Origin of the sequence: Hydrogenophaga sp. UC242_53 (genome assembly GCF_042696965.1) — a bacterium.
Taxonomy (GTDB): Bacteria; Pseudomonadota; Gammaproteobacteria; order Burkholderiales; family Burkholderiaceae_C; genus Hydrogenophaga.
Genome location: NZ_CP170552.1, coordinates 5,184,428 through 5,208,927 on the forward strand (window position 1 = coordinate 5,184,428; position 24,500 = coordinate 5,208,927).

The 24,500-nt window shown below is 69.9% G+C and carries 19 protein-coding genes and 5 pseudogenes; 15 read left to right on the forward strand and 9 right to left on the reverse strand.

Features of this window, described 5'->3' with window-relative positions; all coding sequences use genetic code 11:
• Nucleotides 1-11 precede the first annotated feature (11 nt).
• Both ACFJI0_RS26125 and ACFJI0_RS26130 read right to left on the reverse strand, forming a co-directional pair.
• Complete coding sequence (locus ACFJI0_RS26125; RefSeq protein WP_382322909.1) at nt 12-1,385, reverse strand: MmgE/PrpD family protein; 1,374 nt, start codon at nt 1,383-1,385, stop codon at nt 12-14.
• Nucleotides 1,386-1,437: 52 nt separating this feature from the next.
• Nucleotides 1,438-2,409 carry a Bug family tripartite tricarboxylate transporter substrate binding protein gene (locus ACFJI0_RS26130; RefSeq protein ID WP_382162800.1) on the reverse strand — a complete coding sequence of 324 codons (972 nt, stop codon included), beginning with the start codon at nt 2,407-2,409 and terminating at the stop codon, nt 1,438-1,440.
• 108 nt (nt 2,410-2,517) lie between these two features.
• Here ACFJI0_RS26130 and ACFJI0_RS26135 point away from each other — a divergent pair, with 108 nt between their 5' ends.
• Complete coding sequence (locus ACFJI0_RS26135; RefSeq protein ID WP_382322910.1) at nt 2,518-3,336, forward strand: LysR family transcriptional regulator; 819 nt, start codon at nt 2,518-2,520, stop codon at nt 3,334-3,336.
• Nucleotides 3,294-3,449 carry a hypothetical protein gene (locus ACFJI0_RS26140; protein ID WP_382322911.1) on the forward strand — a complete coding sequence of 52 codons (156 nt, stop codon included), beginning with the start codon at nt 3,294-3,296 and terminating at the stop codon, nt 3,447-3,449. Before ACFJI0_RS26135 ends, ACFJI0_RS26140 begins: the two co-directional genes overlap by 43 nt.
• 44 nt (nt 3,450-3,493) lie before the next feature.
• Here the strand turns inward: ACFJI0_RS26140 and ACFJI0_RS26145 are convergent, their stop codons facing one another.
• The 5 genes and pseudogenes from ACFJI0_RS26145 to ACFJI0_RS26165 form a co-directional block, all read right to left on the reverse strand.
• Nucleotides 3,494-4,093 (reverse strand): hypothetical protein, encoded by a 600-nt coding sequence (locus ACFJI0_RS26145; protein WP_382322912.1) that lies wholly within the window; start codon nt 4,091-4,093, stop codon nt 3,494-3,496.
• Between the two features lie 64 nt (nt 4,094-4,157).
• Nucleotides 4,158-4,958, reverse strand: coding sequence for a carbon-nitrogen hydrolase family protein (locus ACFJI0_RS26150; protein WP_382325843.1), 801 nt, complete (start codon nt 4,956-4,958; stop codon nt 4,158-4,160).
• A gap of 2 nt (nt 4,959-4,960) precedes the next feature.
• Nucleotides 4,961-6,346, reverse strand: coding sequence for a flavin monoamine oxidase family protein (locus ACFJI0_RS26155; protein ID WP_382322913.1), 1,386 nt, complete (start codon nt 6,344-6,346; stop codon nt 4,961-4,963).
• An 82-nt stretch (nt 6,347-6,428) separates the two neighbouring features.
• A pseudogene (locus ACFJI0_RS26160) lies at nt 6,429-6,638 on the reverse strand (NAD(P)-binding protein); the annotation flags it as partial.
• Nucleotides 6,639-6,654: 16 nt separating this feature from the next.
• Nucleotides 6,655-7,284, reverse strand: coding sequence for a LysE/ArgO family amino acid transporter (locus ACFJI0_RS26165; RefSeq protein WP_382322914.1), 630 nt, complete (start codon nt 7,282-7,284; stop codon nt 6,655-6,657).
• A 112-nt stretch (nt 7,285-7,396) separates the two neighbouring features.
• On the opposite strand from ACFJI0_RS26165, the gene argP reads away from it, so the two are divergent.
• Nucleotides 7,397-8,302 (forward strand): HTH-type transcriptional regulator ArgP, encoded by a 906-nt coding sequence (gene argP, locus ACFJI0_RS26170; protein WP_382322915.1) that lies wholly within the window; start codon nt 7,397-7,399, stop codon nt 8,300-8,302.
• Between the two features lie 21 nt (nt 8,303-8,323).
• Here argP and ACFJI0_RS26175 read toward each other — a convergent pair whose 3' ends face one another.
• On the reverse strand, nt 8,324-10,630 hold the full coding sequence (locus ACFJI0_RS26175) for a molybdopterin guanine dinucleotide-containing S/N-oxide reductase (RefSeq protein ID WP_382322916.1): 2,307 nt from the start codon (nt 10,628-10,630) through the stop codon (nt 8,324-8,326).
• 34 nt (nt 10,631-10,664) lie between these two features.
• Entirely contained in the window at nt 10,665-11,126 is a 462-nt protein-coding gene (locus tag ACFJI0_RS26180; protein ID WP_382162782.1) for an Lrp/AsnC family transcriptional regulator, read from the reverse strand.
• 126 nt (nt 11,127-11,252) lie between these two features.
• On the opposite strand from ACFJI0_RS26180, the gene metC reads away from it, so the two are divergent.
• From metC to ACFJI0_RS26240, 12 genes and pseudogenes are all read left to right on the forward strand, one after another.
• Complete coding sequence (metC, locus tag ACFJI0_RS26185; RefSeq protein WP_382322917.1) at nt 11,253-12,440, forward strand: cystathionine beta-lyase; 1,188 nt, start codon at nt 11,253-11,255, stop codon at nt 12,438-12,440.
• 125 nt (nt 12,441-12,565) lie between these two features.
• Nucleotides 12,566-13,502: pseudogene (locus ACFJI0_RS26190) on the forward strand (4-hydroxy-tetrahydrodipicolinate synthase family protein).
• 1 nt (nt 13,503) lies between these two features.
• Nucleotides 13,504-14,283 (forward strand): SDR family oxidoreductase, encoded by a 780-nt coding sequence (locus ACFJI0_RS26195; RefSeq protein WP_382162774.1) that lies wholly within the window; start codon nt 13,504-13,506, stop codon nt 14,281-14,283.
• Between the two features lie 86 nt (nt 14,284-14,369).
• On the forward strand, nt 14,370-15,383 hold the full coding sequence (locus tag ACFJI0_RS26200) for a Bug family tripartite tricarboxylate transporter substrate binding protein (RefSeq protein ID WP_382322918.1): 1,014 nt from the start codon (nt 14,370-14,372) through the stop codon (nt 15,381-15,383).
• Nucleotides 15,384-15,447: 64 nt separating this feature from the next.
• Entirely contained in the window at nt 15,448-16,716 is a 1,269-nt protein-coding gene (locus ACFJI0_RS26205; RefSeq protein WP_382322919.1) for a D-amino acid dehydrogenase, read from the forward strand.
• Between the two features lie 77 nt (nt 16,717-16,793).
• Nucleotides 16,794-18,468 (forward strand): annotated as a pseudogene (argS, locus tag ACFJI0_RS26210) (arginine--tRNA ligase).
• Between the two features lie 14 nt (nt 18,469-18,482).
• The gene (locus ACFJI0_RS26215) at nt 18,483-19,184 is read left to right on the forward strand and encodes an SPOR domain-containing protein (RefSeq protein ID WP_382322920.1); all 702 of its coding nucleotides are present in this window, start codon (nt 18,483-18,485) and stop codon (nt 19,182-19,184) included.
• Between the two features lie 73 nt (nt 19,185-19,257).
• Nucleotides 19,258-19,911: a thiol:disulfide interchange protein DsbA/DsbL gene (locus ACFJI0_RS26220; protein ID WP_382322921.1), complete on the forward strand. Its 654-nt coding sequence runs from the start codon at nt 19,258-19,260 to the stop codon at nt 19,909-19,911.
• Nucleotides 19,912-20,033: 122 nt separating this feature from the next.
• Nucleotides 20,034-20,669, forward strand: coding sequence for a lipopolysaccharide transport periplasmic protein LptA (gene lptA, locus ACFJI0_RS26225; protein ID WP_382322922.1), 636 nt, complete (start codon nt 20,034-20,036; stop codon nt 20,667-20,669).
• Nucleotides 20,666-21,464: pseudogene (gene lptB, locus ACFJI0_RS26230) on the forward strand (LPS export ABC transporter ATP-binding protein). The gene lptA and the pseudogene lptB overlap by 4 nt, the downstream one beginning before the upstream one ends.
• 4 nt (nt 21,465-21,468) lie before the next feature.
• Nucleotides 21,469-23,086 (forward strand): annotated as a pseudogene (gene rpoN / locus ACFJI0_RS26235) (RNA polymerase factor sigma-54).
• On the forward strand, nt 23,083-24,498 hold the full coding sequence (locus ACFJI0_RS26240; protein WP_382322923.1) for a class I SAM-dependent RNA methyltransferase: 1,416 nt from the start codon (nt 23,083-23,085) through the stop codon (nt 24,496-24,498). Before rpoN ends, ACFJI0_RS26240 begins: the two are co-directional and overlap by 4 nt.
• The last annotated feature ends 2 nt before the right edge of the window (nt 24,499-24,500 follow it).

Below are 24,500 nucleotides of genomic sequence, written 5' to 3' on the forward strand. Positions count from 1 at the left end.
CGCGCCTCCAGTCACTGCGGGCGGCACAGCGCGGTGAGCGCGCGCACGTCCGGCAGCGAGGCCAGCGAGGCGCAGGCGGCCGTGATGTCGCGCGCCTTCGCCTCGCCCAGCACGGGCACCACCAGGGCCTGGAATTTCGCTTCCAGCTGTGCGTCCGACAGCGGGTTGCGCAGCGAGCCGATGGCGTCCTCCACGCGCACTTCCACGCGCCGGCCGTCGAGCAGCACGGCCGTCACATGCACCGCCGCTTCGGCGATGCTGTCGTCCACCGTGGCCTGCACCTTGTCGCGCAGGGCCACCACCTGCGGGTCGGTGACGACCGCGTCGGAGAACTCTTCCTCGCCCGCGCGCCCGTGGATCAGGCCCACCGCGCAGCCGTGGTAAACGCTGAACTTGCCCTGCAGGCCGTCCTTCGGCGCCTTCTTGCCGGTGAGTTCCAGCACCAGCGAGTGCACGCGCAATTCGATGTGCTTCACCTGATCCGGTGTCACACCCTGGTCGCGCAGTTGCACGCAGGCGTCGATGCTGGGGTGGATGACGATGCCGCAGGCGAAGGGCTTGTAGGTGTTGAAGGAGATCTCGAAGCGCTCGCCGAGTTCGTCCGTCGCTTCGTTCCAGGCGCGTTTGTCCGAGGCCACCTGCACGAAGCCGCGCGGTGCCTCGAGCGCGCGTGGGCTGGCGGTGAAGCCCTGGCTGGCCAGCAGGGCCGACATGAGGCCGGCGCGCGCCGCGCCGCCGGGGTGGAAGGGCTTGGTCATGGTGCCGAACTGCTCGCGCAGGCCGACCGGTTGCGAGGCCGCGATGCCGATGGCCATGGCGGTCTGCGCCTCGTCCAGCCCGAGCAGGCGCGCGCAGCCGGCCGCCGCGCCCAGCATGCCGGTGGAGCCGGTGATGTGCCAGCCGCGGTCGTAGTGGTCGGGGTACATCACGTTGCCGATGCGGCAGGCCACGTCGATGCCCAGCACCAGGGCGTCGAGCACCTCGCGCCCGCTGCTGCCCCGGTGCTCGGCCAGGGCCAGCACGGCCGAGGCCACCGGGCCGGCGGGGTGGATGATGGTCTTCAGGTGCGTGTCGTCGAAGTCGAAGGTGTGCGAGGTGATGCCGTTGACCAGCGCCGCGCTGGCCATGTCCACCTGCTCGCGGCGGCCGAGCACGCTGGCCTGGGGCGCGGGCTGCAGCAGCTGCACGGCGGCCACGGCGGCGTCGGCGGCCTCGTGCCGCGCCGCGCCGATGGCGCAGCCCAGCCAGTTGTAGAAGGTGCGGTGGGCCTCGCGCTCCACGGCGTCGCTCCAGCCGCGCGAGGGGTGGCGGGCGACGAAGCGGGCGAGCAGGGTGGTGATGGGCGGGGCCGTGAGGTCGGCGGGGACTTGGGTGTTGCGGGTCACGGGTTCGGGGCTCTGAGGTTGGAGAAGAGAAAGAAAGAGCGGGCGCCGGGCGTCACTCGTCCAGGCGGATGTTTCGGGCCTTGGCCAGCGCGGTCCAGCGCGTGACGTCGGCCTTGATGTACTGGCCGAACTGCTCGGGCGTCATGGGCCACGGCTCCACCGCCTCGCCCGCGAGCTTCTCGGCCAGCTCGGGCGCCTTGAGCACGGCGACCTGGGTTTCGTTGAGGCGGCGCACGATGTCGGGCGGCATGCCGGCCGGGCCGACCACGCCGTACCACTGCATGGCGTCGAAGCCTTTGAAACCGACCTCTTCCATGGTCGGCACGTCTTTCAGTTGCGGGCTGCGCTGCTTGCCGGTCACGGCCAGCGCGCGCATGCGGCCCGAGCGCAGGTGCGGCAGGGCCGCGGCCAGGCCGGGGAAGACGGCCTGGGTCTGGCCGCCGAGCAGGTCGTTCATGGCCGGCGCGACGCCGCGGTAGGGGATGTGCAGCAGGAACATGCCCGTCTCCTGCTTGAGCAGCTCCATCGTGAGGTGGGTGAGCGAGCCCTGGCCGGCCGAGCCGTAGCTGAGCTTGCCCGGCTGGCGCTTCACGTAGTCGATGAATTCCTTGATGTCCTTGACCGGCACGCTGCTGTTGACCACCAGCACGTTGGGCGTGGCGCCGATCATGCCGATGGGGGTGAAGTCGGTGACGGCGTCGTAGCTGACGCGGCGCGTGGCGGGCGTGGTGCCGTGGGTGGCGACGTAGCCCTGCAGCAGGGTGTAGCCGTCGGCCGGCGCGCGCGCGGTGAGCTGGCAGGCCACCACGCCGCCGCCGCCGCTCTGGTTGTCCACGACGAAGTTCTGGTTGAGCAGCTTGCCCCAGCGCTCGGTGACCACGCGGGCGATCATGTCGCTGCCGCCGCCGGCCGCCACCGGGACGATGTAGCGCATGGAGCGCGCGGGGTAGGCCTGTTGGGCCATGGCGAGCTGCGGCAGGGCCAGGGTGGCCCCCGCTGCCTGCAAGAGGTGGCGGCGTTTCATGTGGCTTGTCTCCTTCGTTGTGGGCGCATGTTGACAGTGGGACAACCTGCTGTAAATTGCATCTTTCTGAGGTCTTGATGCATTGCTTGCAAGAATGAAAGGCACCCCATGGGCACGCTCAAACCCACGCTGGCGGACCTGCGCGCCTTCGTCACCGTGGGCGAACTGCAGAGCTTCGCGGCCGCCGCCAAGGCCCTGCACCTGTCGCAGCCGGCGCTCTCGCGCCGCATCTCGCACCTGGAGGGGCTGCTGGACGTGCGCCTGTTCGACCGCACCACGCGCAGCGTGGAACTCACGCAGCTGGGCCAGCGCTTTCTGGGCCAGGTGCGCAGCGTCATCACCGACCTGGACCGCTCGGTGGTCGACCTGCACGACGTGGCCCACATCGAGGCGGGCGACGTGACGGTGGGTTGTGTGTTTTCCGCGGTGCACCATTTCCTGCCCGGCGTGATCCGCAGTTTTCGCGACCAGCACCCGCACGTGCTGGTGCGCATCATCGAAGAGGGGGCCGACGAGGTGCTGGCCAGCGTGAAGAGCGGCGAAGCCGACTTCGCGCTCAACTACACCGGCATGCAGGACCCGGAGGTGGCGTTCACACCCTTGCTGAAGGAGCGTTTCGTGCTGGCCTGCCCGGTCGGGCACCCGCTGGCCAAGCGCCGCTCGGTGCGCTGGGAGGAGATCGTGGACTACCCCTACGCGCTGGTGTCGCACGCCAGCCGCAACCGCGTGCTGATCGACCAGGCGCTGGCCGAGGTGACGCCGCTGCCCCGGCCGGTGTGCGAGTTCCGCCACATCTCCACGCTGATTGGCTTCGTGGACAACGGCCTGGGCGTGCGATCGTGCCGCAACTCACGCTGCCGCACCAGCCGGCCTCGGTCGTGGGCGTGCCGCTGGAGCACCCGGTCATCAGCCGCACCATCGGTCTGACGCAGCGCACCGGGCGCAGCCTCTCGCCGGCGGCGGCGGCCTTCGCGCGCCTGCTCACGCAGGCCAGCCGCGCCACGACGCGGCGCGGCCTTCGGCGTTCAGGCGTGGGCTGACGCGCTGGCCGCTTCAACGCGAGCGGCTGTCCGGGTGGCGCCTCTCAGACCAGCAGGCCGTGGCCTTCAACGTCCGGATCGCCCGGCCCATCCGAACCGCTGCGGAACGAATGGTCGGACTCGAGGTCGCTGCTGGCCGAGGTGTCCACGCCCGGGACTTCGTAGGTCGCCAGGAAGCCGAGAAGGTTGTCTTTGTGCACCGTTTCGGCCAGCTCGACCGCAGTGAGGCCTCGGATGTTGTGGCGTTCCCAGTCGAAGAACAGGTGGAATTCGTGGAAGAAGTCTTCCAGCAGGTTCGCGAGCACCGGTTGGTCCGAGGGTTCGTCAAACCAGGCATCTGGCAGGTGCATCGCCATGTCGTGCAGCACCGTGTTGCCCTGGTCATCGTGGTGCATCAGTTCGGGTTCGATCGACCGGATCGCCACGTCGGCGAGCAGCAGGTACAGGGCGTTGGCGTTGCGGTGCCTCACGGTCTCCATCAGCAGGGTGACGCCCTGGGCATTCCGCGTATTCAGGTTGACGTTCTGTTGGGCCAGCTGCCACATGAGTTGGGGCAGGTCGTGGTTGGCGATGGCCTGGCGCGCCAGATCGCCGGGATCGACGGCTGCCTGTGGACGAAGGCCGGTACCAAAGATGGAGTGCACGGGGGGCTCACTTTCGCTTCAAAAAGGATGAAGCAGAAGCAGTGGGCGCGGTCCCGCGCTCGGTTCAGCTCCAAGCGGAAGGGAGATCGCCGCGCCGGTCGCGCAGCTGCGAGTGCTGCCGCGCTTCGGCCAGCGCGCCGCGCGCGAGGGTGGCGAAGCGCAGGGCTTCCTCGCGCCCACCCTGGTCCATCACGGCGCCGTCCGGCGCGCAGACCGTGCTCAGGCCGCCGTAGGTGGTGTGGCCTTCCTGGCCGCAGGCGTTGGCGTAGGCCACGAACACGCGGTTCTCCAGCGCGCGCGCGGGCAGCAGCACGCGCTGCACCTGGTCGAAGTCGATCATGTTCGCGGTCGGCACGAGCACGGCATCGGCGCCCTGCAGCGCGAGGCCGCGCGCGGGTTCGGGGAACTCGATGTCGTAGCAGATCAGCAGGCCGAGCCGCCAGCCTTGCCAGGCGAACACGGCGGGCGCCTGCGGGCCGGGGCTGAACTGCGCGCGGTCGATGTCGCCGAACAGGTGGGTCTTGCGGTAGTTCGCGAGGCGCTGGCCGTCGGCGTCGATGAACTGCACCGCGTTCCAGGGCTTGCCGTCGGCGTTCTGCTCGGGGTAGCCGTAGACGATGGCGATGCCATGGCGCTGCGCGATGGCGGCCACGGCCTGCGCGAGCGCGCCGTCGGCCGGCTCGGCCAGGGCCGCCACGCCGGCCGCGCCGATCTGGTAGCCGGTGAGCGACATCTCGGGGCACAGCAGCAGCCCGGCGCCCTGGTCGCGCGCCTGCGCGGCGGTGGCGTCGAGCAGCACCAGGGCCTGGGACGGGCTGCCCGCGTAGGGGCATTGCCAGAGGGCGAGGGTGAGGGTGTCGTCCATGCTCAGTCCGGCAGGGCCATGGGCCCGAGTTCGGCGAACACGTCGCCCGGCCCGGGGTTGGCCGCGTGCGTGTGGCCGCCCAGGTGCTTGACGATGCCCCACACCGCGTTCAGCGAGGTCTGCACCGCGCCCTCGACCCAGGCGGGCGTGAAGGACACGTCGTCGCCCGCGAGGAAGATGCCGCGCTCGGTGGCCGCGAAGCCGTCCTGCATGAAGTGGCTGTACATGCGGTGGTTGTAACGGTAGTGGCCCGGCAGCGCGCCCTTGAAGGCGCCGAGGAAGTGCGGGTCGGCCTCCCAGGAGACGCTGATCGGGTCGCCGATGATGTGGCTGGCGATGTCCACGTCGGGGTAGATCTTCTGCAGGGCCTGCAGCGCGAGCTGCACGCGCTTCTGGGTGCCGTGCGGCAGCATCTTGAGCGCATCGCCCATCCAGGCGTAGCTCAGGCAGATCACGCCGGGCTGGTCGGGCCCGTTGTCGAACAGGTAGGTGCCGCGCGTGAGGCGGTCGGTGAGGGTCATGCCCATCAAAGGCCAACCATTGGCCCGCAGGTCGTTCCAGAACGGGCGGTCCACCATCACGAAGGTCTTGGACGACTGCATGTAGCGCGTGCGGTCCAGCGCCATCCAGTGCTTCTGCGAGAACAGCGCCTCTTCCACCGCGATCTGCGTGGTCAGCAGCCAGCTCTGGCAGGTGGTGAGCACGGCCGGGTAGCTGCGCGTGTTGCCCCAGGTGTCGGTGACGGCGAGTTCGTTGCTCGCCGCGCGCGCGATGGCCGTGACGCCGGGGCGCGGCGCGCCGTGGTGCAGGCTGGCCAGGGTGGTGCCGGCGGGCCAGTGGCGCAGCTCGTTTTCGGCGGGCGCGTGGTGCCACAGGCCCAGCGGCACCTGCTGCACGCCACCCACGATGAGGTGCTGGTTCTCGTCGCAGCCGGTGAGCACCACGCGCAGGATCTCGAGCATGGAGTTGGGGAAGTCGGAGTCCCAGCCGCCGGTGCCGAAGCCGACCTGGCCGAACACCTCGCGGTGCTGGAACGGCAGGCGCGAGAAGGCTTTGGAGGTGGCGACGAAGTCGTAGAAGGTGCGGTCGTCCCACAGGGGCACGAGGCGGTCCCACAAGGCCTTGAGCTTCACCGCGTCGCGCTCGCGCAGCGCCTGCTGCAGGCCGGTGAAGCCAGCGCCTTCCTCCAGCGCCTGGGCCCAGGCCTCGGCCACCTCGCCGAACAGCGGCGGCAGGTCGGCCAGGGTGCGGCCCCAGTGGGTCTGGCCTTCGAGGTCGATCACGGTGCAGCCGGCGGCGGGCGTGAGCGGGTTGGGGAAGGGCTGGGTCTTGAGACCGAGCCGGTTCACGTAGTGGAAGAAAGCGGTGCTCGACGCGGGAAAGCGCATGCCCCCGAGCTCGGCGATCGCGCCCTGCGCAACCTTCGAAGGCCTGCGAGCGCAGCCGCCCGCCCATGCGCGAGGCCTCGTAGACCACGGGCTTCAAGCCCAGCTTCATCAGCTCGTAGGCCGCCACCATGCCAGCCATGCCGGCGCCGACGATCGCCACTTCCTGCCCCAGTCGCTCGGCGGGCAGTTCGCCCAGGCCTTGCGGGTGGGCGATCCAGTCGTCGAAGGCGAACGGGAAGTCGGGTCCGAACAGGGTCACGGGCGCATCGGCGCCGCGTTGGGGGGTGGACATGGTGAAACCTCCGGGGTCAGAACAGGCTGGTCAACAACCAGGCGGCCGTGCCCCACATCATCAACGCAACCAGGCCATCCAGCACGCGCCACACGTGCAGGGAGTTGAGCCGGCGGCCGAGCCAGAAGGCGGCCGCGCCCAGCGCGATGAACCAGACCAGCGAGCCGGTGGCCGCGCCCAGGCCGAAGACGGCGCTGCCCTGGCCGTAGGCGAGCGAGGCGGTGCCGATCAGCACGGCGGTGTCGAGCCAGGCGTGCGGGTTCAGGAAGGAGAAGGCCAGGGCGGAGAGCACGGCCTGGCGCGGCGACACCGGCTCGGCGGTGAGGCCGCCGTCGGCGCTGAAGGGCGTGGCGCGCGGGCGCAGGAAACGCTGGAAGGCCTGCCAGCCGTAGACGCCGAGGAACAGCACGCCCGCGCCGATCATCGCGCCGAGCAGCTTGTCCGACAGGCCGCCGAGCTGGGCCAGGCCCAGCACGCCCAGGCCGATGAGCACCACGTCGGCCAGCGCGCACGTGATCACGGTGAGCCACAGGTGCTGGCGCTGCAGGCCCATGCGCAGCACGTGGGCGTTCTGCGGGCCGATCGCCATGATCAGCGACATGCTCAGCACCATGCCGGCGGTGAAGGTGGGAAAGGCGAGGGTCATGCGAACTCCGGAAACCAAAACGGGTGAATGGCCGGCAGTGTGCGCGCAAAACCGCTTCATTTAAATCAAGTTAACTTAAACTCAGATCGATTGAAAATAACTTGAGTGAATGATGCTGGACGCCCGCCAACTCGACGCCCTGGCCGCCGTGGTCGAACACGGCGGCTTCGGCCCGGCCGCGCAGGCCCTCTCGCTCACGCTGGCGGCGGTGTCGCTGCGCATCAAGTCGCTGGAGGACACGCTGGGCCAGCGCCTGCTGGTGCGTGGCAAGCAGGTGCGCGCCACCCCGGCCGGGCAGGCGCTGCTGGCCCATGTGAAGCAGGTGCGGCTGATGGAGGCCGACCTGCTCGACGGCCTGCAGGGCGGGGCGCCGGCCCCGGGCGGCGTGCGCTGGCAGAGCCTGTCGGTGGCGATCAACGCCGACTCCGTGGCGGGCTGGTTCCTGCCCGGCGTGGCCCCGCTGCTGCGGCGCCACCACCTGCTGCTGGACATCATGATCGACGACCAGGACCACACGCACAGCGCGCTCAAGAGCGGCGACGTGATGGGCTGCGTGACCGCGTTGTCCACGGCCATGCGCGGCTGCGTGGCCGAGCCGCTGGGCGTGATGCGCTACCACTGCGTGGCCTCGCCGGCCGTGGTGCAGCGCTGCCGCACGCCCAAGGGCGCGGTCTCGGTGCACAAGCTGCTGGCGCAGCCGGCCATCATCTTCAACCGCAAGGATGCGCTGCAGGACGCCTTTCTGGAACAGCACTTCGGCCTGCGCCAGCCGCGCTACCCGCGCCATTTCGCGCCGGCGGTGGAGGCCTTCGAGACCGCGATCGAGCTCGGCCTGGGTTGGGGCATGGTGCCCGAGCAGCACCTGCAGAACCGCCCGGCGTTGCAGGAAATCCTGCCCGGCGCCACGGTGGACGTGTCGCTGTACTGGCAGCACTGGGCGCACGAATCGCTGTCGGCGCAGCGACTGACCGAAGCGGTGAAGGCGGCGGCGCGCGCGCACCTGGCGGCGCCGGGCTGAGCGCCCGGGCGGCGGTGGCGCTCAGGCGGGGGTGAGGGTCGGCGGTTCGAAGGCGCGCACGGGTGCCGCCTCGCCGTGCCAGAGCGCCACGTCCACGAGCGCGGTCATGGCGCTGCTGCCCTGGGCCAGGCGCGAGGTGCCGAGGTCGATCGTGAGCACGTTCGGGTTGCCGTGGCGCTCCGGCTCGCCACCGTCGCTGTCGAACCAGGCGCCGGTGGAGATCACGACCACGCCCGGCATCACGGCCTCGTCCAGCGTGGCGCCGCCCAGGCAGGTGCCGCGGGCGTTGAACACGCGCACCAGGTCGCCGTCGGCGATGCCGCGTGCGCGGGCGTCGTCCGGGTTCAGTCGAACGCGCTGGCGCTCGCGCAGCTTCTGCTCGCGCGAGACGACCCCGGCATCGAGCTGCGAGTGCAGCTTGTCGGCCGGTTGCGAGCTGATCAGGTGCAGCGGCCACTGGCGCGCGCTGTCCGCGCCCAGCCACTCGGCGGGGGCGAGCCAGCTCGGGTGGGGCGGGCAGTCCGCGTAGCCGAAGCCCGCGATGGCGCTCGAGTGCAGCTCGATGCGGCCCGACGGTGTGCCCAGGGGCGCGGCCTGCGGGTCCTGGCGGAAGGCTTCGAACAGCACCATCTCGCGCTCGGGCTCGGGCAGCTCGGCCACACCCTCTTCCCAGAACCGGTCGAAATCGGGCAGCGGGAAGCCGGCGGCGCGCCAGTTCTCGGCGGTGCTGTCGTAGAGGGCGCGCACCCAGGCGGCCTCGTCGCGGCCCTCGGTGAACGCGGCCTCGTGCCCGGCGCGCGCCGCCAGGTCGCGGTAGATGTCGAAGTCGTTGCGGCTCTGGCCCACCGGCGCGATCGCCTGCTTCATCGCCAGCAGGTAACGGTCGCGCGAAGAGCCCCCGACGTCGTTGCGCTCCAGCGTGGTGGTGGCCGGCAGCACGATGTCGGCACGGCGCGCGGTGGGCGTCCACCAGCTGTCGTGCACGACGATGGTCTCGGGCTTCTGCCAGGCGCGCAGCAGGCGGTTCAGGTCCTGGTGGTGGTGGAACGGGTTGCCGCCGGCCCAGTAGACCAGCTCGATGTCGGGGTAGGTGCCGGTGCGCCCGTTGAAGGCGTAGCTCTCGCCGGGCTGCAGCAGCATGTCGGCCATCCGCGCCACCGGGATGCTGCGGCCGATGGGGTTGGGGCCGGCCGAGAGCCGGGGGGCGGCGACATCGGGCCGGGGCGTGGCCGCGCCATTGATGGAGCCATGGCCGAAGGCGAATCCGCCGCCGGGCAGGCCGATCTGGCCCAGCACGGCGGCCAGCGCGATGCTGGCCCAGTAAGGCTGTTCGCCGTGGTGCGCGCGCTGCAGCGACCAGGTGCAGTTGATCATGGTGCGCTGGCGCGCGGCGCTGCGCGCCAGCTCGGCGATGGTGAGGGCGTCGACGCCGCAGAGGGCGGCGGCCCAGGCCGCGTCCTTGGGTTGCCCGTCGTCCGTGCCGCGCAGGTAGCGGGCCCAGGCGTCGAAGCCGTTGCAATGGGTGCGCAGGAAGCCGGTGTCGTGCAGGTCCTCGGCCAGCAGGGTGTGGGCCATGCCCAGCATCAGCGCGGTGTCGGTGTTGGGCCGGATCGGGATCCAGCGCGCGTTCAGGCCCTCGGGGACGTCGGCGCGCGTCGGGCTGACGACCACGAACTCGATGCCGGACTGGGCGGCCCGGGCGATCCAGGCCGCGCTGCTGTGTTCGCCCGCGCCGCCGGAGGTGACCTGGGTGTTGCGCAGCGGCAGGCCGCCGAAGGCGATGAACAGCCGGGTGTGGGCCAGCACGCTGCGCCAGTCGGTCACGCGGCCGGTCACGGGGGCGTAGGTGCCGATCACGTGCGGCAGCAGGAACTGGGCCGCGCCCCAGCTGTAGTTGCCGGCTTGTCCGACGCAGCCGCCGCCGCTGTGCAGAAAGCGCTGGGTGAGCGTGCGCGCGTGGTGCAGGCCGCCGGCCGACGACCAGCCGTAGGAGCCGCCGAAGACGGCGTCGTGGCCGTGTTGCCCGCGCACCCGGGCCAGTTCGCCGGCCACCAGGTCCAGCGCCGTGTCCCAGTCGACCTCGACGAAGCGGTCGTGGCCGCGCGCGGCGCGGTCGCTGCCCTCACGCTGGCGCAGCCAGCCCTCGCGCACCGCCGGGCGCGCGATGCGCAGCGGCGAATGCACCATGCCCGGCATGGAGCGCAGGATGGGCGAGGGGACCGGGTCGCGCGCGAAGGGCAGGCAGTCGACCACACGGCCGTTCTCGACCACGGCGGTGAAGGCGCCCCAGTGGGACAGGGAAGGAAAGTGCTGGCGCGGGTGTTGCATGGTCGGAAATGGAGGCCGCGTCTGGCACGGGAGGTCAGACGGCGTAGTTGAGCGGCAGCGCGGTGGTGTACTTGATCTCTTCCATCGCGAAGCTGGAGCTGACGTCGAACAGCTCCACGATCTGGATCAGTTTCTTGTAGACGACGTCGAAGCCCGCGATGTCGGGCACCACCACCTTGAGCAGGTAGTCGGTGTCGCCGCTCATGCGGTAGAACTCGACCACCTCGGGCAGGTCGCGCACGCCCAGGGCGAAGCGGCGCAGCCACTGCAGATCGTGGTGGCTGGTCTTGATGGACACGAACACCGTCACGCCCAGGCCGAGCTTGGCGCTGTCGAGCAGGCACACCTGCTGGCGGATGTAGCCCTGTTCGTGCAGGCGCTGCACGCGCTTCCAGCAGGCGGTGGTCGACAGGCTCACGCGCTCGGCGATCTCGCTGACGGGCAGCCGCGCATCGGTTTGCAGCAGGGCGAGGATGGCTCGGTCTTTCTTGTCCATGGGTGCTTCCGAGTGTCGGGTCGGCAATGGTAAATTTTTTTCACTTGCAAGGCGGATTGAGCGCCCATTTGGAAAAAAACGTCCCCGCCCCCGCTCCTAGACTGGCCGCTCAAGGAGTTCCCTCACATGCAAGAAAGCACCCGCCTGGCCTCCCTCGGCCGAGACCCCCAGCGCTTCGGCGGCCTGGTCAATACGCCCATCTTTCGCGGCTCGACGATCCTCTCGTCCAGCATGGCCGAATGGGAGCAGCGCAAGGCCGATCGCGCCGCCGACGTGCCGGGTGCCACCACCTACGGCCGTTTCGGCACCCCCACCACGCACGCGCTGGAAGACGCCATCGCGCAGCTCGAAGGCGGTCACCGTGCCCAGCTGTTTCCCTCGGGGCTGGCGGCCATCACCACCGTGCTCACCGGCCTGCTGCGCCAGGGTGACCACATCCTGGTGACCGACAGCGCCTACGGCCCCACGCGCGGTTTTCTCTCGCGCGTGCTGGCCCGCTTCGGTGTCGAGACGACGCTGTACGACCCGCGCATCGGCGCCGGCATCGCCGCGCTGATGCGGCCCAACACCCGGGTCGTGTACGTGGAATCGCCGGGCTCCGAGACCTTCGAGATCCAGGACATCCCGGCCATTGCGGAGGTCGCGCACCGCCAGGGCGCCCATGTGGTGATGGACAACACCTGGGGCACGCCGCTGTTCTACAAGCCCTTCGAGCACGGCGTGGACGTGTCCATCCAGGCCGCCACCAAGTACATCGTCGGCCACTCGGATGCGATGCTGGGCATCGCCACCTGCACCGCGCAGACCTGGCCGCTGATCAAGCAGGCGGCCCAGGACCTGGGCCAGACCACCAGCCCCGACGATGCCTACCTGGCGCTGCGCGGCCTGCGCACGCTGGGCGTGCGCCTGCGCCAGCACCACAGCGCCGGCCTGGAGGTGGCGCGCTGGCTGGAAGGCCACGACGCCATCGAGGCCGTGTTGCACCCGGCCCTGCCCAGCCACCCGGGCCACGCCCTGTGGCAACGCGATTTCCTGGGCGCCTGCGGGCTGTTCTCGGTGGTGCTCAAGACCACCTCGGTGCAGGACATGCACGGCTTCGTCGACGCGCTGCAGCTGTTCGGCCTGGGTGTGTCCTGGGGCGGCTTCGAAAGCCTGGTCATCCCCTTCACGCCAGGCGGCGACCACACCGCCGCGCGCTGGCCCTGGCGCGGCCAGGCCCTGCGCCTGCACGTGGGCCTGGAAGACCCGCGGGACCTGATCGCGGACCTCGATCAGGCCCTGGTGCGATGTCCGCGGCGCCTGCGCGCGGCCTGACATAAGCTTCTTTCCAATCTGTCTAAACGATCGGCTTCAAATGACCTTTCGGCGACTACCATCGTTCCCCTTGGGACATACTGGTTCGCCTTTTTTCTGTTCCACCCCATCCCAGGTATCTCCCCATGAGCAAGATGAAAATTGAGGGCTCCTTCGTCGCCCTGATCACGCCGTTCAACCAGGACGGCAGCCCCGACTTCGGCGCCTTTCGCAGCCTGCTGAAATTCCAGGAAGACCACGGCACCAGCGCGGTGCTCATCATGGGATCGACCGGCGAAGTCTCCATGCTCTCGCAGAAGGAGCGCGAAACCATCATCGCCGAGACCGCGCGTTTCAAGACCGGGAAGATGAAGTTCTTCTACGGTTGCACTGGCAACAACACCCAGACCACCATCGACTACCTGAAGTTCGCCCGTGCCAACGGCGCCGACGGTGCGATCCTGGCCGCACCGGCCTACATCTGCGGCCCCGAGGCCGATCTGGAAGACTATTTCCTGGAAGTGGCCGACGCCACCGACCTGCCGCTGGGCCTCTACAACAACCCGCCGCGCGTCAAGACCGACCTGCACTGGGACAACCTGCTGCGCATCTTCAAGCACCCCAACTACGTGGTGCACAAGGAGTCGACCACCCGCGTGGGTCAGGTCGCGCAGGTGCTCAAGGCACGCCCGGACGTGTCGGTGATGTGCTGCGACTCGCCCAACCTGGGCCTGGTCGTGCCGACCATGAGCCTGGGCGGCCACGGCACCGCGAACATGACCGGCAACATCGCCCCCGCCGAGCTGGTCACCATTTCCAAGCCCTGGACCACGCCGGACGTGTCGGTCAGCTTCCGCGACGCCTACCTCGGCCTGCTGCCCATGCTGCATTACTCCTACTCCGCCATCAACCCGGTGCGCAATCAAGTCCCTCATGAAGGCCGTCGGCCTGCCCTCCGGCATCCTGCGCAAGCCGCTCAAGAACCTGGAAGGCGAAGCGCTGCTCAAGGGCCTGCGCATCGTCAAGGAGCTGGAGCTGGACAAGAAGTACGGCTGGAGCTCGCCCGAGCTGAAGGCGGTCTGACATGGACCTGGGCATCGCAGGGCGCAAGGCGCTCGTGTTTGGCGGCAGCAAGGGCATGGGCCGCGCCTGCGCGCGCGAGCTGTCGGCCGAGGGCGTCGAGGTGGTGATCGCCGCCCGCACGCCGGCCACGCTGGAACAGGCGGCGGCGGAGATCGCGGCCGAAACGGGCACCCCGGTGCGCTGGGTGTCGGCCGACATCACCACCGATGCCGGGCGCGACGCGGCCTTGGCCGCCTGCCCGGCGCCCGACATCCTGATCAACAACGCCGACGGCATGCCGCCCGGCGATTTCCGCGAGTGGACGCCGGCCGACTGGCACCGCGCGGTGGACTCGATGATGGTCGGCCCGATCGAAATGATGCGCCGCACCGTGGACGGCATGATCGAGCGGCGCTTCGGCCGCATCGTCAACATCGTCTCGCGCAGCGTCAAGACGCCACAGCTGGAGCTCGGCCTGTCCAACGGCGCGCGCTCGGGCCTGGTGGGTTTCGTGGCCGGTCTGGCGCGCCAGACCGTGCGCCACAACGTGACCATCAACAACCTGCTGCCCGGTGTGTTCGCCACCGACGCGCAGCGCCACCACATCCTGGGCATGCTCGACACCACGGGCAAGACCTTCGACCAGCTCTGGCACGAACGCGGCACGCAGAACCCGGCCGGCCGCTATGGCGAGGCCCATGAGCTCGGAGCGCTGTGCGGCTTCATCTGCTCGGCGCGCGCGGGCTACATCACCGGTCAGAACCTCTTGATCGACGGAGGCGCCTACCCAGGCACCTTCTGACATCCGTTTTGCAAGCCGGCACCCGACCGGCGTCACCGGAGACAGCGTCCCCACCACCGTCCCATCGCCAACCATCCGAGGTCTCCATGAAATCGATCCATCGCCGCGCTTTCACCCGTTATGGCGTCGCCCTGGCCAGCCTGGCCGCCGCTGGTGCGCTTCACGCGCCCCTGGCCCAGGCCCAGGCGCCGTACCCCACCGCCAAGCCCATCGTCATCGTCGTGCCGCACGCGGCCGGTGGCGCGGTGGACGGTGTGGCCCGCACCCTGGCCGAGCGCCTGGCCGAGGATCTGAAACAAAGCGTGGTGGTGGAGAACCGCCCGGGGGCCTCGGGCCTGATCGGCGCCGCATCGGTGGCGCGTGCCGAGGCCGACGGCTACACGCTGTACTTCAACGCCTCCATCCACGCCGCGGCGCCCCTGCTCTACAAGAGCCAGGTCAAGTTCGACGCGATCAAGGACTTCACGCCGATCGGCATGGTGGCCGAAGGCGCGCTGATCTTCAGCGTCAACCCGCAGGTGCCGGCGAACACGGTGATCGACCTGGTCAACGTGGTCAAGGCCAACCCCAACAAGTACAGCTTCGTCACCAGCGGTTATGGCTCCGCGGGCCACCTGGGCATGGCGCAGTTCGTGTCCGACGTCGGCCTGGCCGACAAGGGCATCCCGATCGCGCTGTACAAGGGCGCCGCGCCCGCGCTGCAGGACCTGATCGGCGGCCAGGTGCACGCCATGATGGACCCCTTCCTGTCCTCGCTGCCCCATGTGCAGAGTGGTCGCTTGCGCGCCCTGGCCCAGACCGGCCGCGTGCGCAGCCCGCTGCTGCCCGATGTGCCCACCATGCGCGAAGCCGGCCTGCGCGACTTCGAGTTCTATTCCTGGTACGGCCTGTGGGCGCCGGCCAAGCTGCCCGCACCCGTGTTGAAGGCGCTGGAGTCCGCCACCGAGCGCTCCACGAAGTCGGCCGCGTTCAAGACCAAGCTCAACGGTCTGGGCTTCGACGCCACCTTCCGCAACTCGGCCGACTTCAACAAGTACATCATCAGCGAGACGGCCAAGTACCAGGCCATCATCGAGAAGGCCGGCATCAAGATCGAGTGACCACCCGGTCTTGCGCGGCCCCGGGCCGCGGAGCCGGTGGGCGCGCGAGCGGGCCGATCCGACGATGAGAGTCCTGGTGCTGGGCGCGGGCGTGGTCGGCATCGCCACGGCCTACTACCTCTGGCGCGATGGCCACGAAGTGACCGTGGTCGAGCGCAACGCCGGCGCGGCCGGCGAGACCAGCTTCGGCAATGCCGGCGGCCTGTGCCCCAGCTTCGCCGGCCCCTGGGCCGCGCCCGGCATGGTGTCCAAGGTGATGCGCATGCTGCTGCAGGCGGACGCCCCCATCCGCTTCCGGCCGCAGGCCAGCCTGCCCCAGTGGCGCTGGATCGCCCGCTGGGTGGCCGAATGCAACCCGGAGAGCTTTCGCCGCAACAAGCTGCGCATGCAGCGCGTGGCGCACTACAGCCTGGCCTGCCTGCGCAGCCTGGCCGACGAGGCGGGCCTGCACGACTTCGACTTCCACGCCGACGGCACCCTGTGGCTGTTCCGCACACCGCAGGAGGCCGAGCTGGGGCGGCTGGCCGCGCGGGCGCTGGACAGCTTCGGCGTGCCCTGGCGCTGGCTGGAGCCGCACGAGGTCGATGCCTGCGAACCCGCGCTGGCGCAGCGCAGCGCCCGCATCGCCGGCGCGCTGCAGCTGCCCGCCGACGCCTCGGGCGACAGCCACCGGTTCGCCCAGTCGCTGGCGCAGCTGCTGCGCGACCAGGGCGTGGCGCTGCGCTTCAACACCACGGTCGAGGCGCTGGAGACCGAAGGGGACCGCGTCACCGGCGTGCGCAGCTCGGCCGGGCGGCTGACGGCCGACGCCTGCGTGGTGGCCCTGGGCAACCAGGCCCCCTTCCTGCTGCGCCCGCTGGGGCTGAACCTGCCGGTCTACCCGCTCAAGGGTTATTCGATCACCGTGCCGCTCCTGGCGGACGCGCCCGACATCCGTCCCGCGCTGATGGACGAGCACAACAAGGTCATGATCTCGCGCCTGGGCGGGCGCATCCGCGCGGCGGGCATGGCCGAGCTGGGCGGCTATGGCCTGAGCGCCGACCCGGCCCAGCGCGAGATGCTGCTGCGCGTGGTGCGCGAGTTCATCCCGCGCGGCATGGACGAACAGCGGGTGGATTTCTGGGCCGGCCTGCGCCCCATGACGCCCGATGGCCCGCCTATCCTGGGGCCCACGCGCTGGCGCGGCCTGTTCCTCAACAGCGGACATGGCTCCAACGGCTGGACCCAGGCCTGCGGCACCAGCCGCATCGTGGCCAGCCTGGTGGCCGGGCGCACACCCGAGATCGACCTCGAAGGCCTCACCGGCGAGCGCTTCGGCATCAGCGCGCGCTGAGGCGGTGTGACCCCGACAGGGCGCCGCCAGGGCGCCGATCCCGCCGAGAAAGGCGGCCCCCGTAAAATTCCGCCCCTATGCTCAAGATCAAACAGGAACTGTTGGACGGCCTCGCCGCCGCGCTGGAAAGCCTCTCGCCCGGTGCCGGCGCCAAGGCGGCGTTCGAATCGCCCAAGGTGGCGGCCCATGGCGACTTCGCCAGCACCGCGGCCATGCAGCTGGCCGAAACCGCTCAAGCTCAACCCGCGCCAGCTCGGCGAGAACCTGCGCGCCCTGCTGCTGGCGCAGCCGGTGTACCAGCGCTGGGTGTCGGAGATCGACCTGGCCGGCCCGGGTTTCCTCAACATCCGCCTCAAGCCCGAGGCCAAGCAGCAGATCGTGCGCGAGGTGCTGCAGGGCGGTGACGCGTTCGGCGTGCAGCCTTCCAACGGCCAGCGCCTGATGGTGGAGTTCGTCTCGGCCAACCCCACCGGCCCGCTGCACGTGGGCCACGGCCGCCAGGCCGCGCTGGGCGACGCGATCTGCAACCTCTACGGCACCCAGGGCTGGAGCGTGCACCGCGAGTTCTATTACAACGACGCGGGCGTGCAGATCGGCACCCTGGCCACCTCCACGCAGCTGCGCGCCCAGGGCGTCAAGCCAGGCGATGCGGGCTGGCCCGAGGCGGCCTACAACGGCGACTACATCCAGGACATCGCCAACGACTTCCTCGCGAAGCAGACCGTGAAGGCCGACGACCGCGAGTTCACCGCCAGCGGCGACGTGAACGACCTCGACGGCATCCGCCAGTTCGCCGTGGCCTACCTGCGCCACGAGCAGGACCTGGACCTGCAGGCCTTCGCGGTGAAGTTCGACCACTACTACCTGGAGTCCAGCCTGTACACCAGCGGGCGCGTGGCGGCCACGGTGCAGAAGCTGATCGACGCCGGCAAGACCTACGAGCAGGACGGCGCGCTCTGGCTCAAGTCGACCGAGTACGGCGACGACAAGGACCGCGTGATGCGCAAGTCCGACGGCTCGTTCACCTACTTCGTGCCCGACGTGGCGTACCACATCGCCAAATGGGAGCGCGGCTTCAGCAAGGTCATCAACATCCAGGGCACGGACCACCACGGCACCATCGCGCGCGTGCGCGCCGGCCTGCAGGCCGCGGGCGTGGGCATTCCCCAGGGCTACCCCGACTACGTGCTGCACACCATGGTGCGGGTGGTGCGCGGCGGCGAAGAGGTCAAGATCAGCAAGCGCGCGGGCAGCTACGTCACGCTGCGCGACCTGATCGAATGGACCAGCAAGGACGCGGTGCGCTTCTTCCTGCTCAGCCGCAAGCCCGACACCGAGTACACCTTCGACGTCGACCTCGCGGTGCAGAAGAACAACGACAACCCGGTGTACTACGTGCAGTACGCGCACGCGCGCATCTGCTCGGTGCTGGCCTCGTGGGGCGGCGATGCCGCCTCGCTGGCCGACGCCGACCTGTCCGCGCTCGACAGCGCGCCGGCCCAGGCCCTGATGCTGCTGCTGGCCAAGTACCCGGCGATGCTGAGCGACGCCGCGCGCGACTTCGCGCCGCACGACGTCACCTTCTACCTGCGCGAGCTTGCGGCCAGTTACCACAGTTACTACGACGCCGAGCGCATCCTGGTCGATGATGAGGCGGTGAAAAAAGCCCGCCTGGCGCTGGTGAAGGCCACCGCGCAGGTGTTGCACAATGGCCTGGCCGTGCTGGGCGTCAGTGCCCCGCAGAAGATGTGATGGTGAAACAAGCGATGAAAAAGAAATCCTCCACCAACCGAAGCAGCTTCGGCGGCACCCTCATGGGTTTCGTCATCGGCCTGCTCGTGGGCCTGGGCGCCGCGCTGGCCGTGGCGGTGTACGTGACGCGCGTGCCGATCCCGTTCGTGGACCGCAACGTCTCGCGCAACCCCGATCAGGACGCGCTCGAGGCCGAGCGCAACAAGGGCTGGAACCCGAACCGCAGCCTGGGTGGCGCCCCCGTGCCGGCCACCCCCGCGCCCGCCGTGCCGGCCGCGCAGGCGCCGGGCGCCATCGTGGTGCCCCCTGCCGATCGCCAGCCCCTGCCGGCGCCGGCCGCGCCCGCCACCGGCGCGGCCACCCGCCCGGCCGCCGACCCGCTGGGCGACCTGGTGCAGTCGCGCCTGGGCCAGCCCGGGGCCGCCGCGCCAGCGCCCACCGCGCCGGCCACCACGGCCGCCGCCGCCCCTGGGGCCGACCCGTTCACCTACTTCGTGCAGGCCGGTGCCTTCCGCACGCCGGAAGACGCCGAGGCCCAGCGCGCCAAGCTCGCCATGCTGGGCATCGATGCCGCGATCAGCGAGCGCGAGCAGAACGGCCGCACGGTGTTCCGCGTGCGCGTGGGCCCCTTCAACCAGAAGGCCCTGGCCGACCTGACGCTGGAGCAGTTGCAGGTCAACCACATCGAGTCGGCCCTGGTGCGCGTGCAGCGCTGAGGCGAACCTCCGGCGGGAACTTTTGCGGCTCCGGCCAGCCCCAACCGGGCCTGTTCCCCTGGAGTTTCATTTCATGCAACGTCGCGATTTCTCCCGTTCCCTGCTGGCCGCCGGCACCGCCGCCCTGGGCGCCGCCAGTGGCCTGACCCTCACGCCCGCCCTGGCGCAGCGCGTGGGCCCCAAGGAGGGCGTGGACTTCATGCGCCTGGCCCAGCCGGCCCCGGTGCAGAGCCCGGCGAGCCAGGTCGAGGTGCTGGAGTTCTTTGCCTACAGCTGCATCCACTGTTTCAACTTCGAGCCGATCTTCGAGGACTGGATCCAGAAGAAGCCGGCGCATGTGACGGTCAGGCGCATGCCGGTCGCCTTCAGCCCGCAGTTCGTGCCCATGCAGCGCCTGTACTTCACGCTGGAGGCCATGAACCTGGTCGACAAGCTGCACGCCAAGGTCTTCCAGGCCATCCATGTGGAGCGCCTGCCGCTGACCACGCCGCCGGCCATCATCGACTGGGTGCGCAAGCAGGGCGTGGACCGCGCGAAGTTCACCGAGATCTTCGACATCGCCGCGACCGGCCAGAAGGCCCAGCAAGCCGTGAACCTGCAGGATGCCTACGGGGTGGAGGGCACGCCCGCGCTGGGCATCGGTGGCCGCTACTACTTGCCTGGGCAGGGCCCGCGCACCCTGGTGGTGGCAAATGCCCTGATCGCCGAGCTGCGCGCCAAGGCCTGAAACCACCGCTTGCCCTGCTCCCAAGGCCCGCCCCGTGCGGGCCTTGTGGTTTGTGCGGCGCTTCCCCCGGGAAGCAGGTTGTCGCCGCTACAATGAATGCAAGTTTCGTGCCCTCAAATCCCATGCCCCTCCTTTCCACTTCCCGCCGCGCCGTTCCCTGGGCCCTCTGCCTGTCCGCCGCGCTGTGGTGCGCGGGCCCTGCCCAGGCCGAGAAAGCCGACCGCAACCTGCCCTTGAACGCCGAGGCCGATGCGCTGCGCCACGACGACGCGCGCCAGACCAGCGTGTTCACCGGCAACGTGGTCATCACCAAGGGGACCATCATCATCCGCGGCGACCAGGTCGAGGTGCGGCAGGACGCCCAGGGCAACCAGTTCGGCATCGTGCACGGCAAACCCGGCTTCTTTCGCCAGAAGCGCGACCTGGTCGACGAGTTCATCGAAGGCACGGGCCAGCGCATCGATTACGACGGCAAGGCCGACACCGTGCGCTTCACCGGCAACGCGGTGCTCAAGCGCTTCAAGGGCACGCAGCTGAACGACGAGACCACGGGCAACGTGATCGTCTACAACAACACCACCGACGTGTTCACCGTGGACGGTGGCGTGGCGAACCGCACGCCGCAGAACCCCACCGGCCGCGTGCGCGCCATGCTCACGCCCGTGCCCAAGGAGGGCGGCGCCCCCGCCACCCCACCGCCGCCCGCCCCGCCGGCCACGCTCAAACCCAGTCCCCAGCTCGAAGAGGGCCGCCAGTGACGGATGCCTCTCCCAGCCCGGCGGCCACCCCCAGGGGCCGCCCCGCCCCGGTGGTCAGCCGCCTCGAGGCGCGCGGCCTGCAGAAGTCCTACGGCAGCCGCAAGGTGGTCAAGGACGTGTCGCTCGCGGTCTTCAAGGGCGAGGTGGTCGGCCTGCTCGGCCCCAACGGCGCGGGCAAGACCACGTCCTTCTACATGCTGGTCGGCCTGCTGCGCTCCGACGCGGGCCAGATCCTGCTGGACAACCAGCCGATCGAGAGCCTGCCAATCCACCGCCGCGCGCGCCTGGGGCTGGGCTACCTGCCGCAGGAGGCCTCGATCTTCCGCAAGCTCAGCGTGGCCGACAACGTGCGCGCCGTGCTGGAGCTGCAGGAGGACGAGCAGGGCAAGTCGCTGGACCGCGCCACCATCGAAAGCCGGCTCGACGCCCTGCTGCAGGACCTGCACGTGGAGCACCTGCGCGATTCGCCCGCGCCGGCGCTCTCCGGCGGTGAACGCCGGCGCGTGGAAATCGCTCGCGCCCTGCGCGACCGAGCCGCGCTTCATCCTGCTCGACGAGCCCTTCGCCGGCATCGACCCCATCGCCGTGATCGAGATCCAGCGCATCATCGGTTTTCTCAAATCGCGTGGCATCGGTGTGCTGATCACCGACCACAACGTGCGCGAAACGCTGGGCATCTGCGACCGCGCCTACATCATCAACGACGGCCACGTGCTCACCAGCGGCACCCCCGCCGAGATCGTGGAAAACGCCGACGTCCGCCGGGTGTATCTCGGCGAACACTTCAGGATGTGAGGCCGTGAAACAAGGCCTTTCCCTGCGCGTCTCGCAGCACCTGGCGCTCACGCCCCAGCTGCAGCAGTCGATCCGGCTGCTGCAGCTGTCCACGCTGGAGATGGCGCAGGAAGTCGAGCAGATGCTCGACGACAACCCCTTCCTCGAACGCGCGGAGGAAATCGCCGAGCGCGAGACCTTCGGGCTGGAGCAGACCGATGTGCCGGTGAGCGCCGGCGAGCAGATCGCCGAGGCGGCCCTGCCCGAGGCGCCGGTGCCCTTGTCCTCATCCCTCGAATCCTCCAGCGCGAGCACCGACAGCGGTGACGGCGATGGCCTGGAAAGCAAGCTCGACGGCGCCACCCCGGTGGAGGAAAGCTGGGAGGGCGACGGCACGGTGGAGATGGCGCCCGACGACAGCGAGTGGGGCGGCGACGCGCCCGCGCGCAACAGCGGTTCGGGCGACAACGACGAGACCGCCAGCGCCGCCGACCTGGCGCGCGCCCCGGTCAGCCTGCAGGACCACCTGCACGACCAGGCGCGCTGCCTGCGCCTGTCGGACGAGGACCGCGCCGCGCTCTACTTCCTGATCGAGTCGCTCAACGACGACGGTTACCTGGAGGAAGACCTGGCCGAACTGGCCGACGCCTGGCTGCACCTCTCGGGCACGCCCCAGCTCGCGGGCGACCCGAACGACGCGCTGGAGGCGCGCGAGGCGCTGGAACAGCGCCTCGCGGTGGCGCTCCAGCTGCTGCAGCACATGGAGCCCTCGGGCGTGGGCGCGCGCGACCTGGGCGAATGCCTGCGCCTGCAGATCCTGGAGCTGCGCAACACAGCCGAGGCGCGCGCCGCGCTCGCCATCTGCAACCAGCCGTTGGAGCTCATGGCCAAGCGCGACGTGAAGCGCCTGTGCAACCTCTGCGGCATCGACGACGAGACCGCGCGCGCCGCGCTCGGCCTGATCGCGCGCCTCGAACCCAAGCCGGGCCGCCGCTTCGTCGACGTGGAGCGCAACGTGGTCGTGCCCGACGTGATCGTCACGCGCGCCGGCCGGGGCTTCAAGGTCATCCTCAATCCCGACGTGATGCCGCGCCTGCGCGTGCACGATGTCTACGCCAACGCCATGCGACAGAACCGCGGCGGTGGCGAGGCCGGCCACGCCGCCATGCAGCAGCGCCTGCAGGAGGCGCGCTGGTTCATCAAGAACATCCAGCAGCGCTTCGACACCATCCTGCGCGTCTCCAGCGCCATCGTCGAGCGCCAGCGCAACTTCTTCATGCACGGCGAACTCGCGATGCGCCCGCTGGTGCTGCGTGAGATCGCCGACGAACTCGGCCTGCACGAATCCACCATCAGCCGCGTGACCACCGCCAAGTACATCGCCAACGCCCTTCGGCACCTACGAGCTCAAGTACTTCTTCGGCTCTTCGCTGGGCACCGAGACCGGCGGCAACGCCTCCAGCACGGCCGTGCGTGCGCTGCTCAAGCAGTTCATCGCCGCCGAGGAGCCCGCCAAGCCGCTGTCGGACAACCAGCTCTCCGACCTGCTGCGCGAGCAGGGTATCGAGTGCGCGCGCCGCACCGTCGCCAAATACCGCGAGGCGCTGCGCATCGCGCCCGCGAACCTGCGCAAAGCACTGTGAACCAACTTCAAGTTTTTCTGCCCTGCGCCGCCGGCGTGGAGGACATGCTCGCCGCCGAGGTGCAGCGCATCACCGGCGAGGCTTCGCCCTACAAGGCGCGCGGCGGTGTCGCGCTCAACGCCTCGTGGCGCGATGCCCTGCGCCTGAACCTGCACAGCCGCCTCACGCAGCGCGTGCTGGTGCAGCTCTGGCACGGCGGCTACCGCAACGAGCAGGACCTCTACAACGCCGCCGGCGAGGTGGCATGGGAAATCTGGTTCACGCCGGCCGAGACCATCAAGGTCGAGATCACCGCGCAGCACAGCCCGTTGACCTCGCTGAACTTCGCCGCGCTCAAGGTGAAGGACGCGATCTGCGACCGCTTCCGCGCCAAGCGCGGCGAGCGGCCCAGCGTGAACACCACCTGGCCCGACGTGCGCATCTACGTGCACCTGACCACCGAGACGGTGAGCCTGTACATCGACACCTCGGGCGAGCCGCTGTTCAAGCGCGGCTGGCGCGAAGACAAGGGCGACGCACCGCTGAAGGAAACCCTGGCCGCCGCGATGATCGCGGCCACCGGCTGGGAAGCCGGCATCGACACGCCGCTGGACGCCATCGCGCCGCTGTACGACCCCTGCTGCGGCAGCGGCACGGTGGTGATCGAGGCCGCGCAGATCGCGCTGAACATCGCGCCCGGCCAGCTGCGCCGTTTCGCGTTCGAGAAGCTGCTGCCGTTCCAGCCGCACGTGTGGCAGGCCATCAAGGCCGATGCCGTGAAGCAGCAGCGCGAATGGCCGGCGGGCCATGCGCCCATCGTCTTCGGCAGCGACGTGTCGTTCCGCATGGTCGATTTCGCGCAGCGCAACGCCGAGCGCGCCGGTGTGGCCCATGCGGTGGAGCTGCGCGGCGGCGACGCGCTGCAGCGCACGCCGCCCACCGCGCGCCCCGGTGTGCTGCTGCTCAACCCGCCCTACGGCGAGCGCATCGCCGCCGCCGGCGTGGCCGGTGAAAACGCCAGTGCGCGCGCCCAGCGCATGGCCCCGCGCGCGCCGCGCACTTTCACCGTGGGCGCCCCGCCGCCACCCACCGCCGGCCAGGGCCGCGAGAGCGCCCAGATGGCAGATGGCGGCGACGGCAGCGACTTCTTCAACCAGCTCGCCGCGCACTGGAAGACCCACTACGCGGGCTGGAGCGCCTGGCTGCTCACGCCCGACCTCAAGCTGCCCGGCAAGATGCGCTTCAAGGAATCGCGCCGCGTGCCGTTGTGGAACGGCCCGATCGAATGCCGGCTGTTCCGCTTCGACCTGACCCCTCGCAAAAGTGAGGCACCCCCCGCCGCGCTCCGCGCGTCCCCCTCAAGGGGGCGATGCCTAGGACCGGCGGAGCCGGATCCTCGACATCTCTGGACTGAGACACTTCTTTCAACGTGAGA

What these genes read in the sequence shown, in the direction of transcription:
- ACFJI0_RS26220 (WP_382322921.1), top strand. Translation starts at nt 19,258, where the DNA reads ATGCAACGTCGCGATTTCTCCCGTTCCCTGCTGGCCGCCGGCACCGCC.
- ACFJI0_RS26130 (WP_382162800.1), bottom strand. Translation starts at nt 2,409, where the DNA reads ATGAAACGCCGCCACCTCTTGCAGGCAGCGGGGGCCACCCTGGCCCTG.
- ACFJI0_RS26180 (WP_382162782.1), bottom strand. Translation starts at nt 11,126, where the DNA reads ATGGACAAGAAAGACCGAGCCATCCTCGCCCTGCTGCAAACCGATGCG.
- ACFJI0_RS26165 (WP_382322914.1), bottom strand. Translation starts at nt 7,284, where the DNA reads ATGACCCTCGCCTTTCCCACCTTCACCGCCGGCATGGTGCTGAGCATG.
- lptA (WP_382322922.1), top strand. Translation starts at nt 20,034, where the DNA reads ATGCCCCTCCTTTCCACTTCCCGCCGCGCCGTTCCCTGGGCCCTCTGC.
- ACFJI0_RS26215 (WP_382322920.1), top strand. Translation starts at nt 18,483, where the DNA reads ATGAAAAAGAAATCCTCCACCAACCGAAGCAGCTTCGGCGGCACCCTC.
- ACFJI0_RS26175 (WP_382322916.1), bottom strand. Translation starts at nt 10,630, where the DNA reads ATGCAACACCCGCGCCAGCACTTTCCTTCCCTGTCCCACTGGGGCGCC.
- ACFJI0_RS26150 (WP_382325843.1), bottom strand. Translation starts at nt 4,958, where the DNA reads ATGGACGACACCCTCACCCTCGCCCTCTGGCAATGCCCCTACGCGGGC.
- ACFJI0_RS26135 (WP_382322910.1), top strand. Translation starts at nt 2,518, where the DNA reads ATGGGCACGCTCAAACCCACGCTGGCGGACCTGCGCGCCTTCGTCACC.
- argP (WP_382322915.1), top strand. Translation starts at nt 7,397, where the DNA reads ATGCTGGACGCCCGCCAACTCGACGCCCTGGCCGCCGTGGTCGAACAC.
- ACFJI0_RS26155 (WP_382322913.1), bottom strand. Translation starts at nt 6,346, where the DNA reads ATGCGCTTTCCCGCGTCGAGCACCGCTTTCTTCCACTACGTGAACCGG.
- metC (WP_382322917.1), top strand. Translation starts at nt 11,253, where the DNA reads ATGCAAGAAAGCACCCGCCTGGCCTCCCTCGGCCGAGACCCCCAGCGC.
- ACFJI0_RS26205 (WP_382322919.1), top strand. Translation starts at nt 15,448, where the DNA reads ATGAGAGTCCTGGTGCTGGGCGCGGGCGTGGTCGGCATCGCCACGGCC.
- ACFJI0_RS26200 (WP_382322918.1), top strand. Translation starts at nt 14,370, where the DNA reads ATGAAATCGATCCATCGCCGCGCTTTCACCCGTTATGGCGTCGCCCTG.
- ACFJI0_RS26195 (WP_382162774.1), top strand. Translation starts at nt 13,504, where the DNA reads ATGGACCTGGGCATCGCAGGGCGCAAGGCGCTCGTGTTTGGCGGCAGC.